Annotated in this window: 16 protein-coding genes; 9 read left to right on the top strand and 7 right to left on the bottom strand. The window is 68.1% G+C overall.

Annotated elements, in window-relative coordinates:
* Both DFR39_RS20005 and DFR39_RS19570 read left to right on the top strand, forming a co-directional pair.
* Positions 1-985, top strand: a 985-nt coding sequence (locus tag DFR39_RS20005; RefSeq protein ID WP_211343921.1) for a hypothetical protein, incomplete at its 5' end; no start/stop codon positions are given.
* A 136-nt stretch (positions 986-1,121) separates the two neighbouring features.
* Positions 1,122-1,664 (top strand): DUF4124 domain-containing protein, encoded by a 543-nt coding sequence (locus DFR39_RS19570; protein WP_162849601.1) that lies wholly within the window; start codon positions 1,122-1,124, stop codon positions 1,662-1,664.
* Positions 1,665-1,698: 34 nt separating this feature from the next.
* On the opposite strand, the gene DFR39_RS19565 is transcribed toward DFR39_RS19570, so the two are convergent.
* The 4 genes from DFR39_RS19565 to DFR39_RS19550 all read right to left on the bottom strand — a co-directional run bounded on the left by DFR39_RS19565 (position 1,699) and on the right by DFR39_RS19550 (position 5,719).
* Positions 1,699-2,865, bottom strand: a complete 1,167-nt coding sequence (locus DFR39_RS19565) for an ATP-binding protein (RefSeq protein ID WP_133605529.1) — start codon at positions 2,863-2,865, stop codon at positions 1,699-1,701.
* Positions 2,866-2,902: 37 nt separating this feature from the next.
* Positions 2,903-3,565 carry a dienelactone hydrolase family protein gene (locus tag DFR39_RS19560; protein ID WP_133605528.1) on the bottom strand — a complete coding sequence of 221 codons (663 nt, stop codon included), beginning with the start codon at positions 3,563-3,565 and terminating at the stop codon, positions 2,903-2,905.
* A 76-nt stretch (positions 3,566-3,641) separates the two neighbouring features.
* On the bottom strand, positions 3,642-5,033 hold the full coding sequence (locus DFR39_RS19555; RefSeq protein ID WP_133605527.1) for an ATP-binding protein: 1,392 nt from the start codon (positions 5,031-5,033) through the stop codon (positions 3,642-3,644).
* Complete coding sequence (locus DFR39_RS19550; protein WP_133605526.1) at positions 5,030-5,719, bottom strand: response regulator transcription factor; 690 nt, start codon at positions 5,717-5,719, stop codon at positions 5,030-5,032. Before DFR39_RS19550 ends, DFR39_RS19555 begins: the two co-directional genes overlap by 4 nt.
* A gap of 196 nt (positions 5,720-5,915) precedes the next feature.
* Between DFR39_RS19550 and DFR39_RS19545 the strand changes: the two genes are divergently transcribed.
* The 3 genes from DFR39_RS19545 to DFR39_RS19535 all read left to right on the top strand — a co-directional run bounded on the left by DFR39_RS19545 (position 5,916) and on the right by DFR39_RS19535 (position 8,064).
* Positions 5,916-6,710, top strand: coding sequence for a MipA/OmpV family protein (locus DFR39_RS19545; RefSeq protein WP_162849600.1), 795 nt, complete (start codon positions 5,916-5,918; stop codon positions 6,708-6,710).
* On the top strand, positions 6,710-7,540 hold the full coding sequence (locus DFR39_RS19540) for a GIN domain-containing protein (protein WP_133605524.1): 831 nt from the start codon (positions 6,710-6,712) through the stop codon (positions 7,538-7,540). Before DFR39_RS19545 ends, DFR39_RS19540 begins: the two co-directional genes overlap by 1 nt.
* Positions 7,541-7,758: 218 nt before the next feature.
* Positions 7,759-8,064, top strand: a complete 306-nt coding sequence (locus tag DFR39_RS19535) for an ElaB/YgaM/YqjD family protein (RefSeq protein ID WP_133605523.1) — start codon at positions 7,759-7,761, stop codon at positions 8,062-8,064.
* Positions 8,065-8,140: 76 nt separating this feature from the next.
* Here the strand turns inward: DFR39_RS19535 and DFR39_RS19530 are convergent, their stop codons facing one another.
* The gene (locus DFR39_RS19530) at positions 8,141-10,420 is read right to left on the bottom strand and encodes a GGDEF/EAL domain-containing response regulator (RefSeq protein ID WP_133605522.1); all 2,280 of its coding nucleotides are present in this window, start codon (positions 10,418-10,420) and stop codon (positions 8,141-8,143) included.
* A 236-nt stretch (positions 10,421-10,656) separates the two neighbouring features.
* On the opposite strand from DFR39_RS19530, the gene DFR39_RS19525 reads away from it, so the two are divergent.
* Together DFR39_RS19525 and DFR39_RS19520 are read left to right on the top strand one after the other, a co-directional pair.
* The gene (locus tag DFR39_RS19525) at positions 10,657-11,061 is read left to right on the top strand and encodes a phage holin family protein (RefSeq protein WP_133605521.1); all 405 of its coding nucleotides are present in this window, start codon (positions 10,657-10,659) and stop codon (positions 11,059-11,061) included.
* Positions 11,061-11,390, top strand: coding sequence for a hypothetical protein (locus DFR39_RS19520; RefSeq protein WP_133605520.1), 330 nt, complete (start codon positions 11,061-11,063; stop codon positions 11,388-11,390). The genes DFR39_RS19525 and DFR39_RS19520 overlap by 1 nt, the downstream gene beginning before the upstream one ends.
* 35 nt (positions 11,391-11,425) lie before the next feature.
* On the opposite strand, the gene DFR39_RS19515 is transcribed toward DFR39_RS19520, so the two are convergent.
* Both DFR39_RS19515 and DFR39_RS19510 read right to left on the bottom strand, forming a co-directional pair.
* Entirely contained in the window at positions 11,426-13,765 is a 2,340-nt protein-coding gene (locus tag DFR39_RS19515) for a YgiQ family radical SAM protein (protein WP_133605519.1), read from the bottom strand.
* A 91-nt stretch (positions 13,766-13,856) separates the two neighbouring features.
* A complete protein-coding gene (locus DFR39_RS19510) occupies positions 13,857-14,561 on the bottom strand; it encodes a TetR family transcriptional regulator (protein ID WP_133605518.1) in 705 nt (234 codons plus the stop codon).
* A 213-nt stretch (positions 14,562-14,774) separates the two neighbouring features.
* Between DFR39_RS19510 and DFR39_RS19505 the strand changes: the two genes are divergently transcribed.
* On the top strand, positions 14,775-15,995 hold the full coding sequence (locus DFR39_RS19505) for an efflux RND transporter periplasmic adaptor subunit (RefSeq protein WP_133605517.1): 1,221 nt from the start codon (positions 14,775-14,777) through the stop codon (positions 15,993-15,995).
* Between the two features lie 18 nt (positions 15,996-16,013).
* A complete protein-coding gene (locus tag DFR39_RS19500) occupies positions 16,014-19,178 on the top strand; it encodes an efflux RND transporter permease subunit (protein ID WP_133605516.1) in 3,165 nt (1,054 codons plus the stop codon).
* Positions 19,179-19,181: the final 3 nt, after the last annotated feature.

The raw sequence follows: 19,181 nt of genomic DNA, 5'->3' as shown, positions 1-19,181 counted from the left end.
CACGCCCCCGCCCACACCCACGCCCACGCCCACGCCCACGCCCACGCCCACACCCACACCCGCACCCGCACCCGCACCCGCACCCGCACCCGCACCCGCACCCGCACCCGCACCCGCTCTTGCGGTGCACTCGGCCTACATCCCCAAGCCCAACGGCTATGACCTCGAATGGCGCTTGCTGGAGGCGGATGCCGCCAAGGCCCGTCCGGTGGACCCGAAGGCCTTTGGCGCCGCGCCGGTCGGCAATGCGCATGGCTGGACGCATCAGGCCCGGCTGCTGGGCTCGGGGCTGTACCGCATTGAGTTGACGCAGGGGTACTTCTACCGCTTCTCCAGCAGCAATGAATGGAAGTTCAATCTGACGGTCTATGACTCGGCGGGCTATCAGCTTTATGCCGGTGTGGGCGAGTTGGACCGGCTGCGTCCGCTCGACGATCCGCTGGCCTATGAGCTGCTGGCGCTGCGGGATGCGGCGGTGTTCGTGAAGGTGGAGGCCAGCGGCGGTGCCACCTCGACCTTGGTGGACCTGCTGGTCGAAACCACCGGCGCCAGCCTGGGCGGCGATGCGCCGCGGCAGATCGATCTGGCCACCCAGGGTCAGGGCAGTGCTGCGGCTCAAGCTCATGCGGCCTTTTTCGGCGGCGCCGGGGCTGATCGCGTGATCGGCAAACCGCGCGCGCCCAACACTATCTTTGGCGGCACCGGCGACGATGTGATCGAGCTCAAGACGGCCGCCAAGACACTCTCGCGCGTCGATGGCGGCCTGGCTCGCGACACCTTGATCGTCGGCTTCCCCAGCAGCGCCGCGCGGCTGACCCGCATCAATGCCTACGGCCCCTATCGGCATCTGGAGCCGAACGGCAGCAAGCATGACGCCCATGCTTTGAGCGGCAGCCCCGATGGCGCCATCATCATTGTTCGCAGCATCGAGCAGCTGCAGTTCAGTGATCGAACGATGGAATTCAAGGATCTGCCGGGCTACTAGCCTTGGGTGCAAGGGGCCGATCGCCGTGAACTACTGCGCGCCTGCACTGGCTGCTCACTCGCTGCCGAGTGCGTCAGAAGTCACAATCCGGGCGGGCCGCCCAGCGGGGCGGAATGTCTGCCGGAGAGGATTCAAGATGATGGCCGGAAACTGCGTCGACGGCGCCCTGCGCCTCGGCTTCGTGGCCTTGTTGAGCCTGGGAGCCACCCTGGCCCAGGCCCAGTTCAAGTGTGTCGATGCCCAGGGCTCGGTCAGCTTTCAGCAGCTGCCTTGCGCACAGGGGCACAAGGAAACGTCGCTGGGCAGACAGAACGAACCGGTGCCGCAGCCGCAGTCCACCGCCACCAGGCCGTCACAGCCTCCCGCAGCCACCAGAGCCACGCAAGACGCCGCCCCGTCCGGCGCAAGCTCAGTCTCTCCTGCCGATGTGCAGGGGGACTGGTGCATCACCGAGGTGGAAATTCTGGGTGCGGTGAAGGTGCCGGTGCAGCTGAAGCCGGATGGGCAGTATGTCTGGGGCGAGAGGCATCAGTCGGTGAGCGGCCGCTGGAAATTGGTCGAGGGCCAGCTGGCGGTGAGCTCCATGGGCATGTACGAGATCTTGGGGCGACCGGGACGGGAGATGAGGCTGAGCCAGTATGGCGCCGTCACCAAGTTCACTCGTGGCCGCTGTGTCTAGCTGAGGCCCTCAGGCCTGGGCGGCACCCAGCCATTCAGCCCACACCACGTATGCGCAGTCGGGCTTTGTTGGACAGGCCGCGTCGTGCCAGTGTGAGTCGGGTGTGCAACTGCTCAAGCTGCTCGGGCGTGAGCAAGGCTTTCAGGGCTTCACTCAGCCCGCTGTCCAGGGCCTCGGCCTGTATGGGGTCGTCGGCCAGGGCTTGGGCCCGCGCAGCGGCCTGTGCTGCCTCGTCGCCGCGGCCCAGCTGAGCCAGGGCTTGCGCCAGACCCTGCTCAATCTGCAGCGCATGCCGGCGCCGCGGGGGCAGTTCGGGCGGGCTGGCGGCGTCGTGCAACCAGTGGAGGGACTGTTCCCACTCTCCATCCGCGGCGGCCAGGCCCGCCAGCTCCAGGGCGACCGAGCGACGTATATGCAGCCAGTTCATCTGCTGGGCCTGGGCATGAACTTGCCGGAGCTGCTGCTCGGCTTCCCGGCTGCGGCCGCTGCGCAGCTGCCAGACCGCCAGATTGGCTTGCCACATGCAGCGCTCGTAGGGCTTGCGCGCCCGGCTCTCGATCTTGCGGCCCTGGGTCACATAGCGCTGCATGCGCAGACGCAGGGCATGGGCCTGGGCCGTACGGCCATGATCGCGCAAGGCCTGTTTGAGCGCGTTGAAGAGGAACAGCCCATTGGAGTAGCGCAGCAGGCTGACGTCGTGATCCCCCAGTTGCAGGGCATAGCCTATGGACTCCAGCATATGGCTCTCGGCCGCCACGGCGTCGCCCAGGCTCAGCTCCACCATGGCCAGGCGTTCCTGGGTCTGGGCGCTCATGCCCGGATCCCCCAGCTCCAGCGCCAAGGTCTGACCGACCCAGGCCACTTCCAGGGCGCGCATGATCGCCCCCAGCTGCAGCTCGCCGAATGACCAGAGCACCAGCAGCTGAACCCGGGCGGACGCTTGCCTGAACTGGGCGCCACGCAGCGCTTCACCGCAGGCCTTGATCAGGGCCGCCCACTCCCCCTGTTTGCTGAGGCTGTGCAGTCCCAACATGCGCGCGCGCTCGCGCTGGGCCGCAGGCGCATCCGGCCAGGCCGCCTCCCATTGCTGGAGCCGCAGCAGCAGGGTCGGATAGTCGCCGTCAAGATAAGCGGTTTCCAGCTCCTGCAGATGGCCAAAGGCATCCCGCGGGGCATCGGGCGAGGTGGTGACGGTGTTCATGCCCTGGATCTGCGATGAACCCCTTGAGGGTAGAGGTTTAGCCGCTCAGCTTGTCCTGGAAAAATCGCAGCGTGCGCTCCCAGGCCTGGGCGGCGCAGCCGGCGTCGTAGACCTCGGGGCGCTTGTCGTTGAAGAAGGCGTGGTCGGCCGGATAGCGGTGGATCTCGGGAGATTTGCCCTGCATGGCGCTCACAAGCCCGTCCACGGCGGCCGGTGTGCACCAGTCGTCACGATCGGCGAAATGTCCCTGGAAGGGGATGGCGATGCGTGCCGGGTCGGCAAACTCGGCCGGCGGGATGCCGTAGAAGCAGGACGCCGCCGACAGGCCGGGAAGATGCACCGCCGCGGCAATCGTCAGCGCACCACCCATGCAGAAGCCGGTCACGCCCACCTGGGGCGCGCGGGCCTGCAGATAGCGCAGGGCGCCGGCGAGGTCCTGGTGGGTGGCGTCGGCAAAGTCCAGGCCCGTCATCAGGTGATTGGCCTCATCGGCGCTGCTGGCGATGCGACCGCGGTAGAGATCGGGAGCCAGGGTGGTGAAGCCGGCGGCCGCAAAGCGATCGGCCAGCTCGCGGATATGGGTGTTGAGCCCCCACCACTCCTGGATCAGGATCAGGGCGGGGCGGCCCGGGCCGGCATCGGCCAGCCAGGCGGGGCTGCTCTGCCCATCGGGGCGCTGAAATTCGATCATCTGTCCCATGGTCGGCGGACTCCGTGAAAGAGGTGCAGGGGTGGCGATAGCGTGCCACGATGCTGCCAGCCCTGCAGCGCCCGGGTCAAGCGGCCGGGTAGCTGATCCTCAGTCCCAGGCCACGCCCGTCCAGACCGTCGACAAAGTCCAGCCGGGCACGCTCGCGCTCGGCGATGCGCTTGACGATGGCCAGCCCCAGGCCGGTGCCCTGCTCGCTATTGCCCGGTACGCGATAGAAACGCTCGAAGACGCGCTCGCGCTGCTCCAGCGCCAGGCCCGGACCGTTGTCGCGCACGGTGACGCTCAGGCCGGCGGGGCCACCGTTCAAGGCCACCTCCACGCGGGCGCCTGGCGGGCTGTAGCGGATGGCGTTGTCCACCAGGTTGTCGACCATGGAGCACAGGCCGCTGCGCTCCAGCTGGGCTTCGCAGGACTCGGGCGCCTGCATTTCCAATTGGATACCGCGCTGACGCGCCAGCGGGGCCAGCATGGCCACGCGCTCACGCAGCAGGGCCGCCGCATCCAGGTTTTCGGTGCGAGGCGTCAGGGCCGTGGCCTCGGCGCGGGCCAGGGTCAGCAGCTGGGCCAGCAGATGGGAGACCCGGGCCACGCCGGCGCGCAGGGCCTGGGCCGCTTCATGGCGGGCCTGGGGCTCTTGCTCGCCGAGCAGCAGATGGGCTTGTGCATTGACGGCGGCCAGCGGGGTGCGCAGCTCATGGGCCGCATCGGCCAGAAAGCGACGCTCGGCCTCCAGGCGCTGGCCCTCGCGCGACAGCAGGCCGTTGAGGGCGCTCACCAGGGGGGCAGTCTCGGTGTAGAGGCGGTCCACCTGCACCGGTGCCAGATCGCCGGCCGGGCGGCGGGCGATGCGCTGGGCCAGCTGGGCCAGGGGCCGCAGGCCCACGCGCACGCTGATCCAGATCACCAGCCCATGCCAGAGAAAAACGCCCAGCTGGGACTTGAGGATCAGCCACAGCACCGGCATCGCAGCGCTGAGGGGGATTTCGCGCGGCTCGGCCAGCAGCAGCGCCCGGCCCTGGCCGGGCTCCAGCCGGCGCACCACCCAGTCCGGGTGCTCGCCCGGTGCCGGTGCGGCGTCCAGGCGCGTCGCGGGCGCGCGCGGGCTGCGGGCCAGCAGGCGCCCCTCGGCGTCCCAGACCTGGTAGACGGGGTGCAGTCCGGCGCCCACATCATCGTCCAGGCCCAGCAGGGCCATCACGGCGCGGTCGGCATCGGCCAGGCGCTGGGCCAGCTCGGGCTCGGGGCTGCCGGCCGCAGCCACCAGCACGGTGCCCATCTGCTGCAGCCGGGTCTGGACCTCATCGGTCCCCCAGGCCACCACGCGCAGGGTCAGCAAGGCCGCCAGGGCCAGCCAGGCCAGCAGCAGGGCCAGGGCCTGCCAGGCGATCAGTCGCCCGCTCAGCGAGCGCGGGGCCCAGGGGCGCCAGGCGCGGCTCGGGATGGAGGCGCCGCTCATGGCAGCGTCACGCCGTCGGTTGGCAGGGGCACTTCCAGCGCATAGCCCACGCCGCGCACCGTGCTGATCCAGTCATTGCCCAGCTTCTTGCGCAGCTTGTAGATGTGCACATCGATGGCATTGCTGTCCAGCAGATCGCTGCCACCCAGGCTGCGCTCGATCTGCTCGCGCGTCATCACCCGGCCGGGCTCGGCCGCCAGGCTCAGCAGGATGTCGTACTCGCGCACCGAGAGCGGGACTTCCTGGGCATCCAGCTGCACTCGACGGCGCGCGGTGTCCAGGCTCAGGGGGCCCAGCTGCCAGACATTGCTGGCCTGGCCGCAGTGCCGGCGCAGCAGGGCGCGCACGCGCGAGAGCATTTCCTCCATGGCGAAGGGCTTGCCCAGATAGTCGTCGGCACCGCAGTCCAGACCCTCGACGCGCTCCTCCACGCTGTCGCGCGCGGTGATCATCATCACCGGGGTCTTGCGGCCCTGCTGCCGCCACCAGGCCAGCAGATCCAGGCCCGTGCCGTCCGGCAGGGTGATATCCAGCAGCAGCAGGGCGAAGTCGCCGTCCTCCTGCAGAAAGCGTCGTGCATCGGCGGCGGTTCTCAGCCACAACACCTTGTGGCCGGCCATGCTGAGCACGCGCTGCAGCGACTGGCCCAGCGGCAGATCGTCCTCGAGAAGAAGAATGCTGGCCATGCGCGGGCCCCTCCTGATGGGCCGAGCTTGCGCGGCCTTGGCGGCGAATTCTAGGAGGGCGTTCACCCGGGACCGGCCCGCCCGGCCGCGGGGGCTTCATGCACGCTTCATCTGGCCGGGCCGTCGGTTCATGTCGGCTTCATGCCGGGCTTTGGACACTGCGGTCCATCGCAACTCGGACCTCGATGAGCCCATCATGATCCCCTATTTCCTGACATTGGCCCTGGCCCTGGGCAGCTCCCTGGTGATCGCTCAGGCCCCGGCGCCCCGTCCCGCCGCGGCCGCTGCTTCCGACTGGCAGCTGCGTGCGGGCGCGGCACTGATCGCCATGCCCAAGTACAGCGGGGGCCGTGAGCTGCGCACCCTGGGCGCCCCCTTGCTGGAGGCTCGTTGGCGCGAGAACTACCTGATCAGCACCGTGCGCGGCCTGGTCTACGAACAGCGTCTGGGACAGAGCGCCGCCCTCAGCCTGGCCCTGGCGCCGGATGTCTATCAGCGCCGCCCCAAGGATGGCCCGCGCCTGCTGGGTCTGGACAAGTTCGAGATGGCCCCCGCTCTGCGCCTGGGTGGGGAATTCGCCGAGGGACCGGTCTTCCTGAACGCTGTGCTCAGCACACGCCTGGGCTCGGGCAGCAAGCCCGGTGGCCGTGGCAGCTACGCCGAGTTCGAGCTGGGCTATGGACTGCTCCAAAGTTCGGAACTGGCCCTGGCTCTGGGCGTGAATGCCACGCTGATGGATGCCAAGCTGGGCCAGGGGCTGTACGGCATCAGCGCGGCCGAGGCGGGGCGCAGCCGCTTGCGGCCACATGCGGTGGGCGCGGGTCTGCATAGCGTGGGCGGCTTTGCGCAGCTCAGCTACCAGCTCGACGCGCATTGGCAGCTGTTCGCCAAGGCCAGCCTGGCCAGCTTGAGGGGTGACGCCGCCGACAGCCCCGTGGTGGAGCGCAAGCGGCAGCCCTTGTTGGCCCTGGCCCTGAGCCGGAGCTTTTGATGCGGCGGCGTGCTTGTCTGGGTGTCTTGCTGGTCGCGGGGGGCTTGCAGGCCTGTGGCCATGGGCGCGGCGCGGATCGCCCCTGGGACATGAGCCCCGGCGACCCGGGACTGCCCGGCGGGCCTGAGGGCGATCTGCTTGCCTCACGCTTGGCCGTGGACGGGCCCTTGACGCTGGCGCTGGAGCAGGGGCCGCCCGGCGAGCCTCGCATGGACCGACTGGGGCGTGAGCCGCTGCAGCTGCGCAAGGACCGCGAGGGGCTGCTGATCTACCAGCCCGGTGATCGCTCTGCGCGTGCGCGCCTGAGTCAGCCGAGTCTGCGAGAGTTGCAGGTACGAGGTGAGTCTCAGGTGCGGCTGGGGCCCTGGCGGGCGGACAGTCTGAGCCTGGTGCTCAGCGGCGCTGGCAGCCTGGAGGCCGAGCGCCTTGAGGCCCGCCAGGTGCGCGTGCAGATGATGGGCTCGGGCCGCATGGTCTTGGGCGCCTTGCGCTGCGAGCGCCTGGAGGTGCTGATCAGTGGCTCGGGTTCGCTCAAGCTGGAGCGTTTGCAGACCGAGATGCTGGATGTCAGCCTGCGCGCTTCGGGCGATTTCAGCGCGAGCGGCCGGGCCCTGCACCAGCGCTGGCAGCTGAGCGGTTCGGGCGATGTGGACGCCGAGGATCTCAGCGGCAGCGCGGCCCAGCTGCGCTCCTTTGGCAGCGGTGATGCCGCCCTGGGGCCGCTGGAAAGCCTGGAGGTCGAGCTGTTCGGCTCCGGCGATCTGGTCTATGGCGGTCGGCCCCAGCTCAGGCAGCGCAGCCTCGGCTCGGGTCGTGTGCGGCCGCGCTGAATCCAGTGAGCAGGGCGGGGCATCGCTCTGGGACCTTGCGAGCCGCCAGATGGGGCGTGTTGCGGCTTCTTCAAGGGTCGCGCCTGGGTCTTTGCGAGGCCCGATGCAAAAGATCCAAGGTGGGGTGCGAATCTGAGCCCTGGCTCTTGATCTAGGGCAGAGTGCTGGCGTACAACCCGGCCTAGTCTCAGTCCATCAACCCTTGAAAGGAGAGGATCATGCCTACCGAAGTCCAGAAGCAGCGTCTTGTCAGCGATCTGCATGCTGTTGTGGCCGAGGCCGAGAGTCTGCTGCGCGCCACGGCCGGTCATGCCGGCGAGGGCGCCAGCGAGTTGCGGGCCAAGGTGCAGGCCACCCTGGATCGCGCCAAGGACAATCTGCACGATCTGCAGGATGCCGCGGTTGAGCGCGCCAAGGCCGCAGGCCGGGCCACCGACGCCTATGTGCATGAGAACCCCTGGCAGTCCATCGGCGTGGCGGCCGGCGTGGGGCTGTTGCTGGGCATGCTGATCGCACGCCGCTGAAGCCAGGGCCTCGGGCCCTGCGACGCAAAAACAGGCCCCGCGGGGCCTGTTTGTTTTGGGTGCTGGATGCGCGCGCTCAGTGCTGAGCGTGCTTGTGCTCCTGCATCCAGGTCTCCAGCATTTCGGCCGCCATCGGTTTGGCAAAGAGCCAGCCCTGACCCTCGTGGCAGCCCAGGGCCAGCAGCTGCTGGCGTTGCTCCTCGGTCTCGACGCCCTCGGCAATCACGGTCAGGCCCAGGCCGCGGCCCAGATTGATCACCATGTGGGCAATGGTCAGGCCGGCGCTGGAGTTCTGGGCCTCGCGCACAAAGGCGCGGTCGATCTTGAGCCGGCCCACCTCCAGCTGGCGCAGCTGGGACAGGGAGGAGAAGCCGGTGCCGAAGTCGTCGATGGCCACACTGGCCCCGCTGCGCTTGATCTCGGCCAGCAGCTGGCGCACGAGTTCCCCATCGTCCATGGCCATGGACTCGGTGATCTCCAGTTCCAGATTGCGCGGGTTGATGCCCGAGTCTTGCAGGGCACGCTGCAGGGTGGCGATAAAGCCCGGATGGCGAAACTGCGCCAGGGAGATGTTCACGCACATGCGGAAGTCCTGGTGGCCCAGATCCTCCATGCGCTTGAGTTGGTGGCAGGCGGTGCGCAGCACGAACTCACCGATGCTGATGATCAGGCCGCTCTGCTCGGCCAGCGGGATGAACTGGTCCGGCGGCACGAAAGTGCCGTCCGCCGTGCGCCAGCGCAGCAGGGCCTCGGCGCCCAGGGCGCGTTGGCTGGCCAGATCCACCTGGGGTTGATAGACCACGAAGAGCCGGTTTTCCTCGAAGCCGGCGCGCAGGCCCTTGAGCAGCTTGAAACGTTCGCGTGCGTCGGTCCCCATCTCGGGCGAGAAGTACTGGGCCGCACCCCGGTGCTGCTGCTTGGCGCGCTTGAGTGCGATCTGGGCATCCAGCAGCAGCTCCGAGCCCCGGGCGTTGGAGTCCGTCAGCCGCACCAGGCCCGTGGTGGCCGAGAGCTGCAGGCGCTCCTCCGCCACCTCGAAAGGCTCGGTGAAGGCGCTGCGGATGCGCTCGCTATTGACCAGGGAGTCGGGGCCGATCAGACCGAAGGAGTCGGCCGAGACGCGGGCCATGGCGGTGTTGAAGCCCAGGCATTCACCCAGGCGCTGGGCCACGGCCCGCAGCACCAGATCGCCGAAGCTGTGGCCGAAGGCATCGTTGACACCGGCAAAGTCGTCCAGGTCTATCAGGGCCAGGGTGACGCCCGAGGGGTCGCGCAGGTTCTGATCCAGCAGCTCGATGAAGCGCACGCGGTTGGGCAGGTGCAGCAGCGGGTCTTGATAGGCCTGGTCCAGCAGCCGGCTGTAGAGCAGCACGTTCTCGAAGCCCACCGCGATATTGGTGCAGAAGGCCCGCAGCAGCTGCAGCTCCATGCTGCTGAGCTCGCGGCCCGTGTCCACCATGGCCGCCATCGCGCGCTCGCCGCTCAGCCCGAAATACAGGCAGGTGCCGTGCTGCTCGTCGAACAGATGCCGGCGCTCGCGCAGGCATTGGGTCAGGCGCTCGCGTACATGGGTGACCTGCACATCGGCCAGCGGGCTGTTGATCAGGCTGCCGTACTGGCCGGCTGCGGCAATGACGCGGCTCTCGCACAGATCGCCCGGGCCCTCGCTGCCCGCCTGGGCGCAGATCAGGCCCTCGGGCAGCACGCCCAGCAGGGCGCAGAGCTGGGTGACCACGCCCTCGGCAAAGCGATGCAGGCCGCGCAGGCGGCTGAGCTCGGTGCTTGCCTCGACGATGAGCTCCAGCCCCTTGCGATTGATCTCCAGCGCACAGATCTGCTTGTAGGAGCGGATGGCGGCCGTGAGTACCGTGTAGAGCCGGGTGCGGGTCAGCTCCGACTTGGTCTTGTAGTCATTGATGTCATAGGCCTGCACCGTCTCGATCTCGGGTGCATAGCCGGGCTGGCCGGTGCGCAGCACGATGCGTACCGCATGCTGCTGCAGGTCTTCGCGGATCTGGCGCACCAGCTGGAGGCCGGCGTTCTCGGACTCCATCACCACGTCCAGCAGCACCACGGCCAGATCCTGCTCGCGGCGCATCATCTCGCGGGCCTCGGCGGCCGAGCTGGCGTGCAAGAAGCTCAGCGGACGCCCCTCGATCAGCAGGCCCTGCATGGCCAGCTCGGTGGCTTTGTGCACATCGGCATCGTCATCGACGATGAGCACCCGCCAGGGCATCAAGATGGTGCTGCCACCACCATCGGCGTTGCCCTCGGGGCCGTCCACAAATTCCAGCAGATCATCGTCTGGGTGTATGCCCGGCGTGGCTGCTGCGGCTGGCTCCTGATACTCGGGCATAAATTCGTCCTGCGCCGCCCGGTCGGGACGGCTCGCATCACATGGTCTCAAATAGTTCTGGTCTGCTTCCGGTCTGCCCCCCAAAGAGGTGGCACTCCGAAACCTGGGTTATAGACGATTTGCCACTCGCCCATAAGCCGGAACACCGGCGCTGTGGCAAGTCTGCCGCGCAGCGCCGGGAAAGTCCTAGGCCCGTTTAAGCTTCATGGTCTGAGAGAACAGGACAAGGAGCGGGGATGAGCCAGAACGAGCCGGGTGCCAAGCCTGCCCCGGCGGGCTTGCTGGAGGCGCTGCGGCGCCTCGTGGATCATGGGCTGGAGCTGCTGCAGCTGCGCCTGAGCCTGCTGGGCACCGAGCTGGAGGCCGAGAAGCTGCGCCTTTTCGGCGCGCTGCTGGGGGCCTTGATGGCCCTGCTATTCGGCGGCATGGCCCTGGGGCTGCTAAGCCTGGCCGTCGTGCTGCTCTGTCCCGATGCCTGGCGCTGGCTGGCCGCGCTGCTGCTCGGGGTCTTGTATTTGGGCCTGGCCTGGGGGCTGTGGAATCGGGCTCAGGCGCGCCTGTCGGCACCGGGCGGCCTGTTCGCCGCCAGCCTGGCCGAGCTCAAGCGCGACCGCCAGGAACTGGGCGGGGGAGCCGAGTGATGCTGGATGCGGCCGAACGCGAGTTGCGTCAGCGCCAGCTGATGCTGCGCCTGCGCAGCGCCGAGCTGCGCGCTGCCCTGTGCGAGGATGTGCAGGCCCTGCAGGGCCCCCTGGGTTGGGCGGATCGCGGCTGGTCGCTCTGGATGGGCCTGCGCCGGGGCCTGGCCGGCCGCGCGGGCGGCGGGGGCTGGTGGCCCCGCCTGGGCGCTCTAGCCCTGGGCCTGCTGGCCCTGCGCCGGCCGTCGCGCACGCTGCGCTGGCTCAGTGCCGGTCTGGCCTGGTGGCGGCTCGGACGGCGTTTGATCGATCTGCTGCGCCGTCCCCGCTAGGCCCTGGGGCCTGCGGGCCGGAGCGTCCGCGCCACTCAGCGCGGCTTCTTGCCGGCCGGCGGTTTGGCGTTGCCGGTCACGCGCGGCGGCAGACCCGTGTGCTGGGTCAGCAGCCGGCCCTTGACGGGTGTCTGCGGCGCCATGCGACCGCCTGCCGTCTTGGTCGGAGCGGCTTTGGCCGCCACCGTGGGCTTGGCATGGGGCAGGGCGGCGCTGCTGGAATTCTTGCGGCGCGCGCTCTGGTAGCTGCCGTCCGTGAGCGGCTGGTAGCTGGGAATCAGGTGCTGCTTACCATTGCCGATCAGGTCGGCCCGGCCCATGGCCTTGAGCGCCTCGCGCAGCACCGGCCAGTTGTTGGGGTCGTGGTAGCGCAGAAAGGCCTTGTGCAGGCGGCGGCGACGCTCGCCGCGCACGATGTCCACATCCTCGCTGTCGCGCGTGACCTTCTTTAGCGGGTTCTTGCTGGAGTGGTACATGGCCGTGGCCGTGGCCATGGGGCTGGGGTAGAAGGTCTGCACCTGGTCGGCGCGGAAGCCGTTCTTCTTGAGCCAGATCGCCAGGTTCATCATGTCCTCGTCCGAGGTGCCGGGGTGGGCGGCGATGAAGTAGGGGATCAGGTACTGCTTCTTGCCGGCTTCGGCACTGGCCTGCTCGAAGAGCTGCTTGAACTTGTCGTAGGTGCCGATGCCCGGCTTCATCATCTTGGACAGCGGGCCGCCCTCGGTGTGCTCGGGCGCGATCTTCAGATAGCCGCCCACATGGTGGGTGACCAGCTCCTTGATGTACTCGGGGCTCTTGATGGCCAGGTCGTAGCGCAGACCCGAGCCGATCAGGATCTTCTTGATGCCCTTGAGCGCGCGGGCGCGGCGGTACATCTTGATCAGGGGGCCGTGGTCGGTCTGCAGGTTCTGGCAGATGCCAGGGTAGACGCAGCTGGGCTTGCGGCAGGCGGCCTCGATCTCCGGGCTCTTGCAGCCGATGCGGTACATATTGGCCGTGGGGCCGCCCAGGTCGGAGATGACGCCGGTGAAGCCCTTGACCTTGTCGCGGATCTCCTCGATCTCGCGGATCACGCTGTCTTCCGAGCGGCTCTGGATGATGCGGCCCTCGTGCTCGGTGATGGAGCAGAAGGTGCAGCCGCCGAAGCAGCCGCGCATGATGTTCACGCTGAAGCGGATCATCTCCCAGGCCGGGATCTTGGTGGCGCCGTCGTGGCTGCCCTGCGCGTCCGCATAGCTGGGGTGCGGCGAGCGGGCATAGGGCAGGTCGAACACATGGTCCATCTCGTTCGTGGAGAGCGGGATGGGCGGCGGGTTGACCCAGAGGTCGCGGTCGCCATGGGCCTGGACCAGGGCGCGGGCATTGCCGGGGTTGGTCTCCAGATGCAGCACGCGGTTGGCGTGGGCATAGAGCACCGGGTCGCTCTTGACCTGCTCATAGGACGGCAGGCGCAGCACGGTCTTCTCGCGCGGTGGCAGCGTGAGCTTGGCGCGCGGATGCAGGGTGATGGGCTTGGGCGCATCAGGCGCGGCAGGCTTCTCGCCCGCGGCGCAGCTGGCGCCTTTGTCGGCCGCGGTTTCCTCCACGGTCTGGTAGGGGCTGATCAGCTCGTCGATGCGACCCGGCGTGTCCACCGTCGTGGAGTCCATCTGGAACCATTCGTCCAGGCCGGTGTGGTCGTCGCGGCGCATGAAGGCGGTGCCGCGCACATCGGTGATCTGGGTCACGGGCTCGCGGCGCGCCAGGCGGTGGGCGATCTCCACGATGGCGCGCTCGGCATTGCCATAGACCAGCAGGTCGGCCTTGGCGTCCACCAGGATGGAGCGACGCACCTTGTCCTGCCAGTAGTCGTAGTGGGCGATGCGGCGCAGCGAGGCCTCGATGCCACCGATGATGACCGGCACATCGCTCCAGGCTTCCTTGCAGCGCTGGGTGTAGACCAGGGTGGCGCGATCGGGCCGCTTGCCGCCTTCGCCGCCGGGCGTGTAGGCATCGTCCGAGCGGATCTTCCGGTCGGCCGTGTAGCGGTTGATCATCGAATCCATATTGCCGGCCGCCACGCCGAAGAACAGATTGGGCTTGCCCAGGGCCTTGAAGGCCTCGGCGCTCTGCCAGTTAGGCTGGGCGATGATGCCCACGCGGAATCCCTGCGCCTCCAGGGTGCGCCCGATCACCGCCATGCCGAAGCTGGGGTGGTCCACATAGGCGTCACCGGTGACGATGATGATGTCGCAGCTGTCCCAGCCCAGCTGCTCCATCTCCTTGCGGCTCATGGGCAGGAAGGGCGCCGGGCCGAAGCGCTTGGCCCAGAAGGGCTTGTAGCCGGTCAGGGTCTTGGCGGGCTTGGGCGGGACGATGGTGGCGTGGGCGGACATGGGCGGGCTCGGGTGGCAATGCCTGGCGGGCAACCCGGTATTGTCCCTTGACCTGGGGCAAACCCGGGCTTTTTGCGTGCATGCCCGCGGTTCAAGCCGGGCTTTTTCCGCTGGACTGGCCGGGACAGAGCGGCAGCTGGCCCAGACGGGCCCGGTCGGCTGCGCTCATGGGGGGCAGGGTGTGGCCGGCGGGCATGAGGCTGTCCAGAAAGCCCTGAACCGCGGCCTGGCCCACGGCCAGCAGGTCAAAGGCCTCGGGCTCGGTGATCCATTGGTGCAGCAGGCCGTCCACCAGGCTGACCAGGGCCACGGCGGCGGTGGCCACATCCACCTGGGCTTCGAGCTGGCCCTGTTCCTGGGCATGACGCAGGCAGCGCAGGGTGAGCTCGCGCCAATCGCGGTGGGCACTGGCCTTGCGTTCGCGCAGGCCTTCCAGCTCGCCCGCGTACTCCACCTTGTGCATGGAGATCTCGAAGGCGCGATGCGTGCGCTCCTGGTTCACGGTGAGAAAGAAGATGTTCACCAGGCCCCAGCGCAGCTCGGAAAGATCCCGGGGGGCGGTGTCTTGGCTGCCCATGCCTTGCTCCATGGGCATGGTGGCGCGCTCCATGATGGCGTCGAAGAGCTGGCTCTTGTCCTCGAAGTGCCAGTAGATGGCGCCCCGGGTCAGCCCCGCCGCATCCGCGATCTGCTGCAGCGACGTGCGCGAGACACCCTGCCGCAGAAACAGGGTTTCTGCGGTGTCCAGGATCCGGTGGCGCGTTTCCTGCGCCTCTTGCTTGGTTCTGCGTACCATGACCCCACGATTTTAAGCTTTAATTTGCTTTACATACATCCATGTATGTATGTGTATATACTTCCGGCCAACCCTAGCTTCCGGCTCCATGGCCTGTGGCGACCTCCTTGTGATGAGGCGCTGTGGCGGTAGCCGTTTCTCAGAAAGGCTTCACACGTGATCTGCTCCGCAAAGGCTCATCAAGACGAATCCCCCGATACCGCAGCGCTCGGAATGGGCGCGCGGCTGTTGTACTTGGGGCCCCTGGCCGTGGCTCTGGCGGCTGTGCTGGCGGGCTGCTCCAAGGACGGCGCCGCGCCGGCCGGTCCGGCCGGTGGCGGCATGCCGCCTGCCCCTGTGGGCGTGGTGACGGTGGCCGAGCAGGCCGTGCCCCTGCAGACCGAGCTGCCGGGCCGCGTGGAGGCCCTGCGCACCGCCCAGGTCCGTGCCCGCGTCAACGGCGTGGTGCTGCAGCGCCTGTTCACCGAGGGCGCCGAGGTCAAGGCCGGACAGGCCCTGTTCCAGATCGACCCCGCGCCCTACCAGGCCCAGTTCGACAGCGCCCAGGCCACCCTGGCCAAGGCCCAGGCCAATCTGAGCCAGGCCGCGGCCCTGGCCGAGCGCAACAAGCCCCTGGTCGAGGCCAAGGCCATCAGCCAGCAGGAATACCTGCTGAGCGTGGCCAGCGCCAAGCAGGCCGAGGCCGATGTGGCCGCCGCCAAGGCCGCCATTGCCAGCGCCAAGCTGAATCTGGATTACGCCCGCGTCAGCGCGCCTATCTCGGGCCGCGTCGGTCGCGCCCTGGTGACCGAAGGCGCCCTGGTCAGCGCGGCCGAGGCCACCCAGCTGGCCCTGATCCAGCAGACCTCCAGCGTCTATGTGAACTTCACCCAGTCGGCCAACGAGGTGCAGCAGCTGCGCCGCGCCCTGGCCCAGGGCCAGATGCGCAGCGCCGGCAACAACGCCGCCCAGGTTCAGGTGCTGCTGGACGACGGCAGCAGCAAGCCGGGCAAGCTGCTCTTCACCGATCTGACGGTGGATGCCAGCTCGGGCCAGGTGGCCCTGCGCGCTGAGGTGCCCAATGCCGATGGTGCCCTGCTGCCGGGCCAGTATGTGCGCGTGCGCCTGGCCCAGGCCGAGCTGCCGGCCGCCATGCTGCTGCCTCAGCAAGCCGTGACCCGCGGCAGCGCCGGTGACACGGTGCTGGTGGTGGGCCCCGACAACAAGCCCCAGCCCCGCAAGATCAAGATCGGCGGCGCCCAGGGCAATCAGTGGGTGGTGCTGGAGGGTCTGAAGCCGGGCGAGCAGGTGATTGCCGACGGCTTCCAGAAGATGTTCGTGCCGGGGGCGCCGGTCAAGCCGGTGCCCTTTGTGGCCGGTGCCGCCAGCGCCGCCGCTGCGGGCGGCGCGCCGGCCTCGGCCCCGCAAGCCCCGGCCTCGGCCGCCAGCCGCTAAGCGCGAGAGGTCCGAGCCATGGCACGTTTCTTCATTGATCGACCCATCTTCGCGTGGGTGATCGCACTCTTCATCCTGGTGTTCGGTGGGGTGGCCGTCACCCAGCTGCCGGTGGCCCAGTACCCCACGGTGGCGCCGCCCTCGCTGTCCATCAACGTCGCCTACCCCGGCGCCTCGGCCAAGACCCTGGACGAGGCGGTGATCTCCGTCATCGAGCAGGAGCTCAATGGCGCGCCGGGACTGGCCTATATGGAATCGGTCAGCCAGGCCAATGGCACCGGAGCCATCACCGTGACCTTCGAGTCCGGCACCAATATCGACCTGGCCCAGGTCGAGGTGCAGAACCGCCTCTCGCGCGCCAGCCCGCGCCTGCCGGCGGCGGTGACACAGCAGGGCGTGCGCGTGGACAAGGCGCGCAACAACTTCCTGCTCTTCGTGATCCTGTCGTCCAAGGACGGCTCCATGGACCCGATCGCGCTGGGTGACTATGCGGCCCGCAATGTCGTGCCCGAGATCCAGCGCATTCCCGGCGTGGGTCAGGCCCAGCTCTTTGGTACCGAGCGCGCCATGCGCATCTGGCTGGATCCGGCCAAGATGCTGTCCTTCAACATCAGCCCGGCCGAGGTCAATGCCGCCATCGCGGCGCAGAACGCCCTGGTGCCCGCAGGCACGATGGGCGAACTGCCGAATCTCTCCAGCCAGACTATGTCGGCCACCGTGGTGGTCAAAGGCCAACTCGAGAACGTGGAGCAGTTCGGCCGGGTCGTGCTGCGCGCCAACCCGGACGGCTCCACCGTGCGCCTGAAGGACGTGGCCCGCCTTGAGCTGGGTGGCCAGAACTACGGCACCTACGCGCGCCTGAATGGCCAGCCCTCCACCGGCATCGGCGTGCAACTCTCCCCCAGCGGCAATGCCCTGGGTACGGCGACGGCGGTGAAGGAGCGGATGGCGCAGCTCCAGCAGTATTTCCCGGCCGGTGTCGAGTACAGCGTTCCCTACGACTCCTCCAAGTTCGTCAAGATCTCCATCACCCAGGTGGTCCACACCCTGATCGAGGCCGTGATCCTGGTGTTCCTGGTGATGTTCCTGTTCCTGCAGAACTGGCGCTACACCCTGATTCCTACCTTGGTGGTGCCGGTGGCCCTGCTGGGCACCTTTGCCATCATGCTGGGCCTGGGCTTCTCCATCAATGTGCTGACCCTGTTCGGCATGGTGCTGGCCATCGGCATCCTGGTGGACGATGCCATCGTGGTGGTGGAGAACGTCGAGCGCATCATGAGCGAGGAGGGGCTCTCGCCGCGTGAAGCTACGCGTAAGGCCATGGGCCAGATCTCGGGCGCCATCATCGGCATCACCCTGGTTCTGATCGCGGTGTTCGTGCCCATGGCCTTCTTCGCCGGCTCGGTGGGCAATATCTACCGGCAGTTCTCCCTGGCCATGGTGGCCTCGATGGCGCTCTCGGCCCTGATGGCCCTGACCCTGACCCCGGCTCTGTGCGCCACCCTGCTCAAGCCGGTGCAAGCCGGCCACCACCACGAGAAGCGCGGCTTCTTCGGCTGGTTCAACCGCGGTTTCGCCCGCACGGCCAAGGGCTACGAGGGCTGGGTCGCCAAGCTGCTCAAGCGCAGCCCCAGCATGATGGTGGCCTTCCTGGCCATCGTCGTGGCCGTGGGCTGGCTCTATGTGCGCATGCCCACCTCCTTCCTGCCCAATGAGGACCAGGGCTATCTGATCGTCAATGTGCAGCTGCCCCCGGGCGCCACGACCAACCGCACCGAAGCCGCGGTCAAGGCGGTCGAGGACTTCATGCACAAGCAGCCCGAGGTGGCCGACACCGTGGGCGTGATCGGCTTCTCCTTCTCGGGCCAGGGCCAGAACGCCGCCCTGGTGTTCGTGCCGCTCAAGCCCTGGGACGAGCGCAAGGGCCCCGAGCACAGCGCCGAGGCGCTGGCCAAGCGCACCATGGGCGCCATGATGTTTGGCGTGCGCGATGCCTTCATCTTCCCGCTCTCGCCCCCGCCCATTCCCGAGCTGGGCAATGCCACCGGCTTCGCCCTGCGCTTGCAGGACCGCGCTGGACTGGGCCATGAGGCCTTGCTGGCCGCCCGCAACCAGCTCATGGGCATGGCACGCGAGAGCAAGCTGATCACCGGCATGCGCCCGGACGGCCTGGAAGATGCGCCGCAGCTGCAGATCGATATCGACCGCGACAAGGCGCTGGCCCTGGGCGTGAACTTCGATGTGCTGGCGCGCGTGCTGGGCACCCAGCTGGGCTCGGCCTATGTGAATGATTTTCCGAGCAGCGGCCGCATGCAGCGCGTGGTGGTGCAGGCCGATGCCGTGGCCCGCATGACGCCGCAGGATCTGCTGGCCCTGAACGTCACCAACAATGTGGGCAAGAGCGTGCCGCTCTCGGCCTTTGCAAGCACGCGCTGGATCACGGGCCAGATGCAGGCCACGCGCTACAACGGCTATCCGGCCATGCGCCTGGCTGGCGATGCCGCCCCTGGCGCCTCCACCGGTGCGGCCATGGCCGAGCTGGAGTCCATGATGGCCAAGCTGCCCGCGGGCATTGGCTATGAATGGACGGGCCTGTCGCGCGAGGAAAAGCTCTCTGGCTCGCAGGCCACCATCCTGCTGGCCTTCTCGCTGTTGGCTGTGTTCCTGTGCCTGGCCGCGCTGTACGAGAGCTGGTCCATCCCGCTGTCGGTGATGCTGGTGGTGCCCCTGGGCCTGCTGGGTGCGCTGCTGGGCGCCACCTTCCGCGGCATGCCCAATGACGTGTACTTCAAGGTGGGCCTGATCACCATCATCGGCCTGTCGGCGAAGAACGCCATCCTGATCATCGAGTTCGCCAAGGATCTGCAGGCCCAGGGCAAGGGCCTGGTGGAGGCCATCCTCGAAGCGGCGCATCTGCGCTTCCGCCCGATCATCATGACCTCGATGGCCTTCATCCTGGGTGTGATGCCGCTGTTCTTCGCCTCGGGGGCGGGTTCGGCCAGCCAGCGTGCCATTGGCACCGGCGTGCTGTCCGGCATGATCACCGCTACCGTGCTGGCCGTGCTCTTCGTGCCGGTGTTCTTCCTGGTGGTGCGCCGCATCTTCAAGGGCAGCGAACGCCAGCGCAAGATGTATGCGCATGAGCTGGAAGCCAATCCGGTGCGTGACGCCGAAGGGGTTTGATCC

This window comes from Roseateles asaccharophilus, from assembly GCF_004362405.1.
Classification (GTDB): Bacteria; Pseudomonadota; Gammaproteobacteria; order Burkholderiales; family Burkholderiaceae_C; genus Kinneretia; species Kinneretia asaccharophila.
The sequence above is the reverse complement of the archived record's forward strand: the minus strand, read 5'-3'. Positions and strand labels throughout refer to the sequence as shown.

Coding starts and splice junctions, on each gene's coding strand:
- DFR39_RS19530 (WP_133605522.1), bottom strand. CDS start 10,420: ATGCCCGAGTATCAGGAGCCAGCCGCAGCAGCCACGCCGGGCATACAC.
- DFR39_RS19565 (WP_133605529.1), bottom strand. CDS start 2,865: ATGAACACCGTCACCACCTCGCCCGATGCCCCGCGGGATGCCTTTGGC.
- DFR39_RS19515 (WP_133605519.1), bottom strand. CDS start 13,765: ATGTCCGCCCACGCCACCATCGTCCCGCCCAAGCCCGCCAAGACCCTG.
- DFR39_RS19500 (WP_133605516.1), top strand. CDS start 16,014: ATGGCACGTTTCTTCATTGATCGACCCATCTTCGCGTGGGTGATCGCA.
- DFR39_RS19520 (WP_133605520.1), top strand. CDS start 11,061: ATGCTGGATGCGGCCGAACGCGAGTTGCGTCAGCGCCAGCTGATGCTG.
- DFR39_RS19540 (WP_133605524.1), top strand. CDS start 6,710: ATGCGGCGGCGTGCTTGTCTGGGTGTCTTGCTGGTCGCGGGGGGCTTG.
- DFR39_RS19505 (WP_133605517.1), top strand. CDS start 14,775: ATGGGCGCGCGGCTGTTGTACTTGGGGCCCCTGGCCGTGGCTCTGGCG.
- DFR39_RS19570 (WP_162849601.1), top strand. CDS start 1,122: ATGATGGCCGGAAACTGCGTCGACGGCGCCCTGCGCCTCGGCTTCGTG.
- DFR39_RS19550 (WP_133605526.1), bottom strand. CDS start 5,719: ATGGCCAGCATTCTTCTTCTCGAGGACGATCTGCCGCTGGGCCAGTCG.
- DFR39_RS19545 (WP_162849600.1), top strand. CDS start 5,916: ATGATCCCCTATTTCCTGACATTGGCCCTGGCCCTGGGCAGCTCCCTG.
- DFR39_RS19535 (WP_133605523.1), top strand. CDS start 7,759: ATGCCTACCGAAGTCCAGAAGCAGCGTCTTGTCAGCGATCTGCATGCT.
- DFR39_RS19555 (WP_133605527.1), bottom strand. CDS start 5,033: ATGAGCGGCGCCTCCATCCCGAGCCGCGCCTGGCGCCCCTGGGCCCCG.
- DFR39_RS19510 (WP_133605518.1), bottom strand. CDS start 14,561: ATGGTACGCAGAACCAAGCAAGAGGCGCAGGAAACGCGCCACCGGATC.
- DFR39_RS19525 (WP_133605521.1), top strand. CDS start 10,657: ATGAGCCAGAACGAGCCGGGTGCCAAGCCTGCCCCGGCGGGCTTGCTG.
- DFR39_RS19560 (WP_133605528.1), bottom strand. CDS start 3,565: ATGGGACAGATGATCGAATTTCAGCGCCCCGATGGGCAGAGCAGCCCC.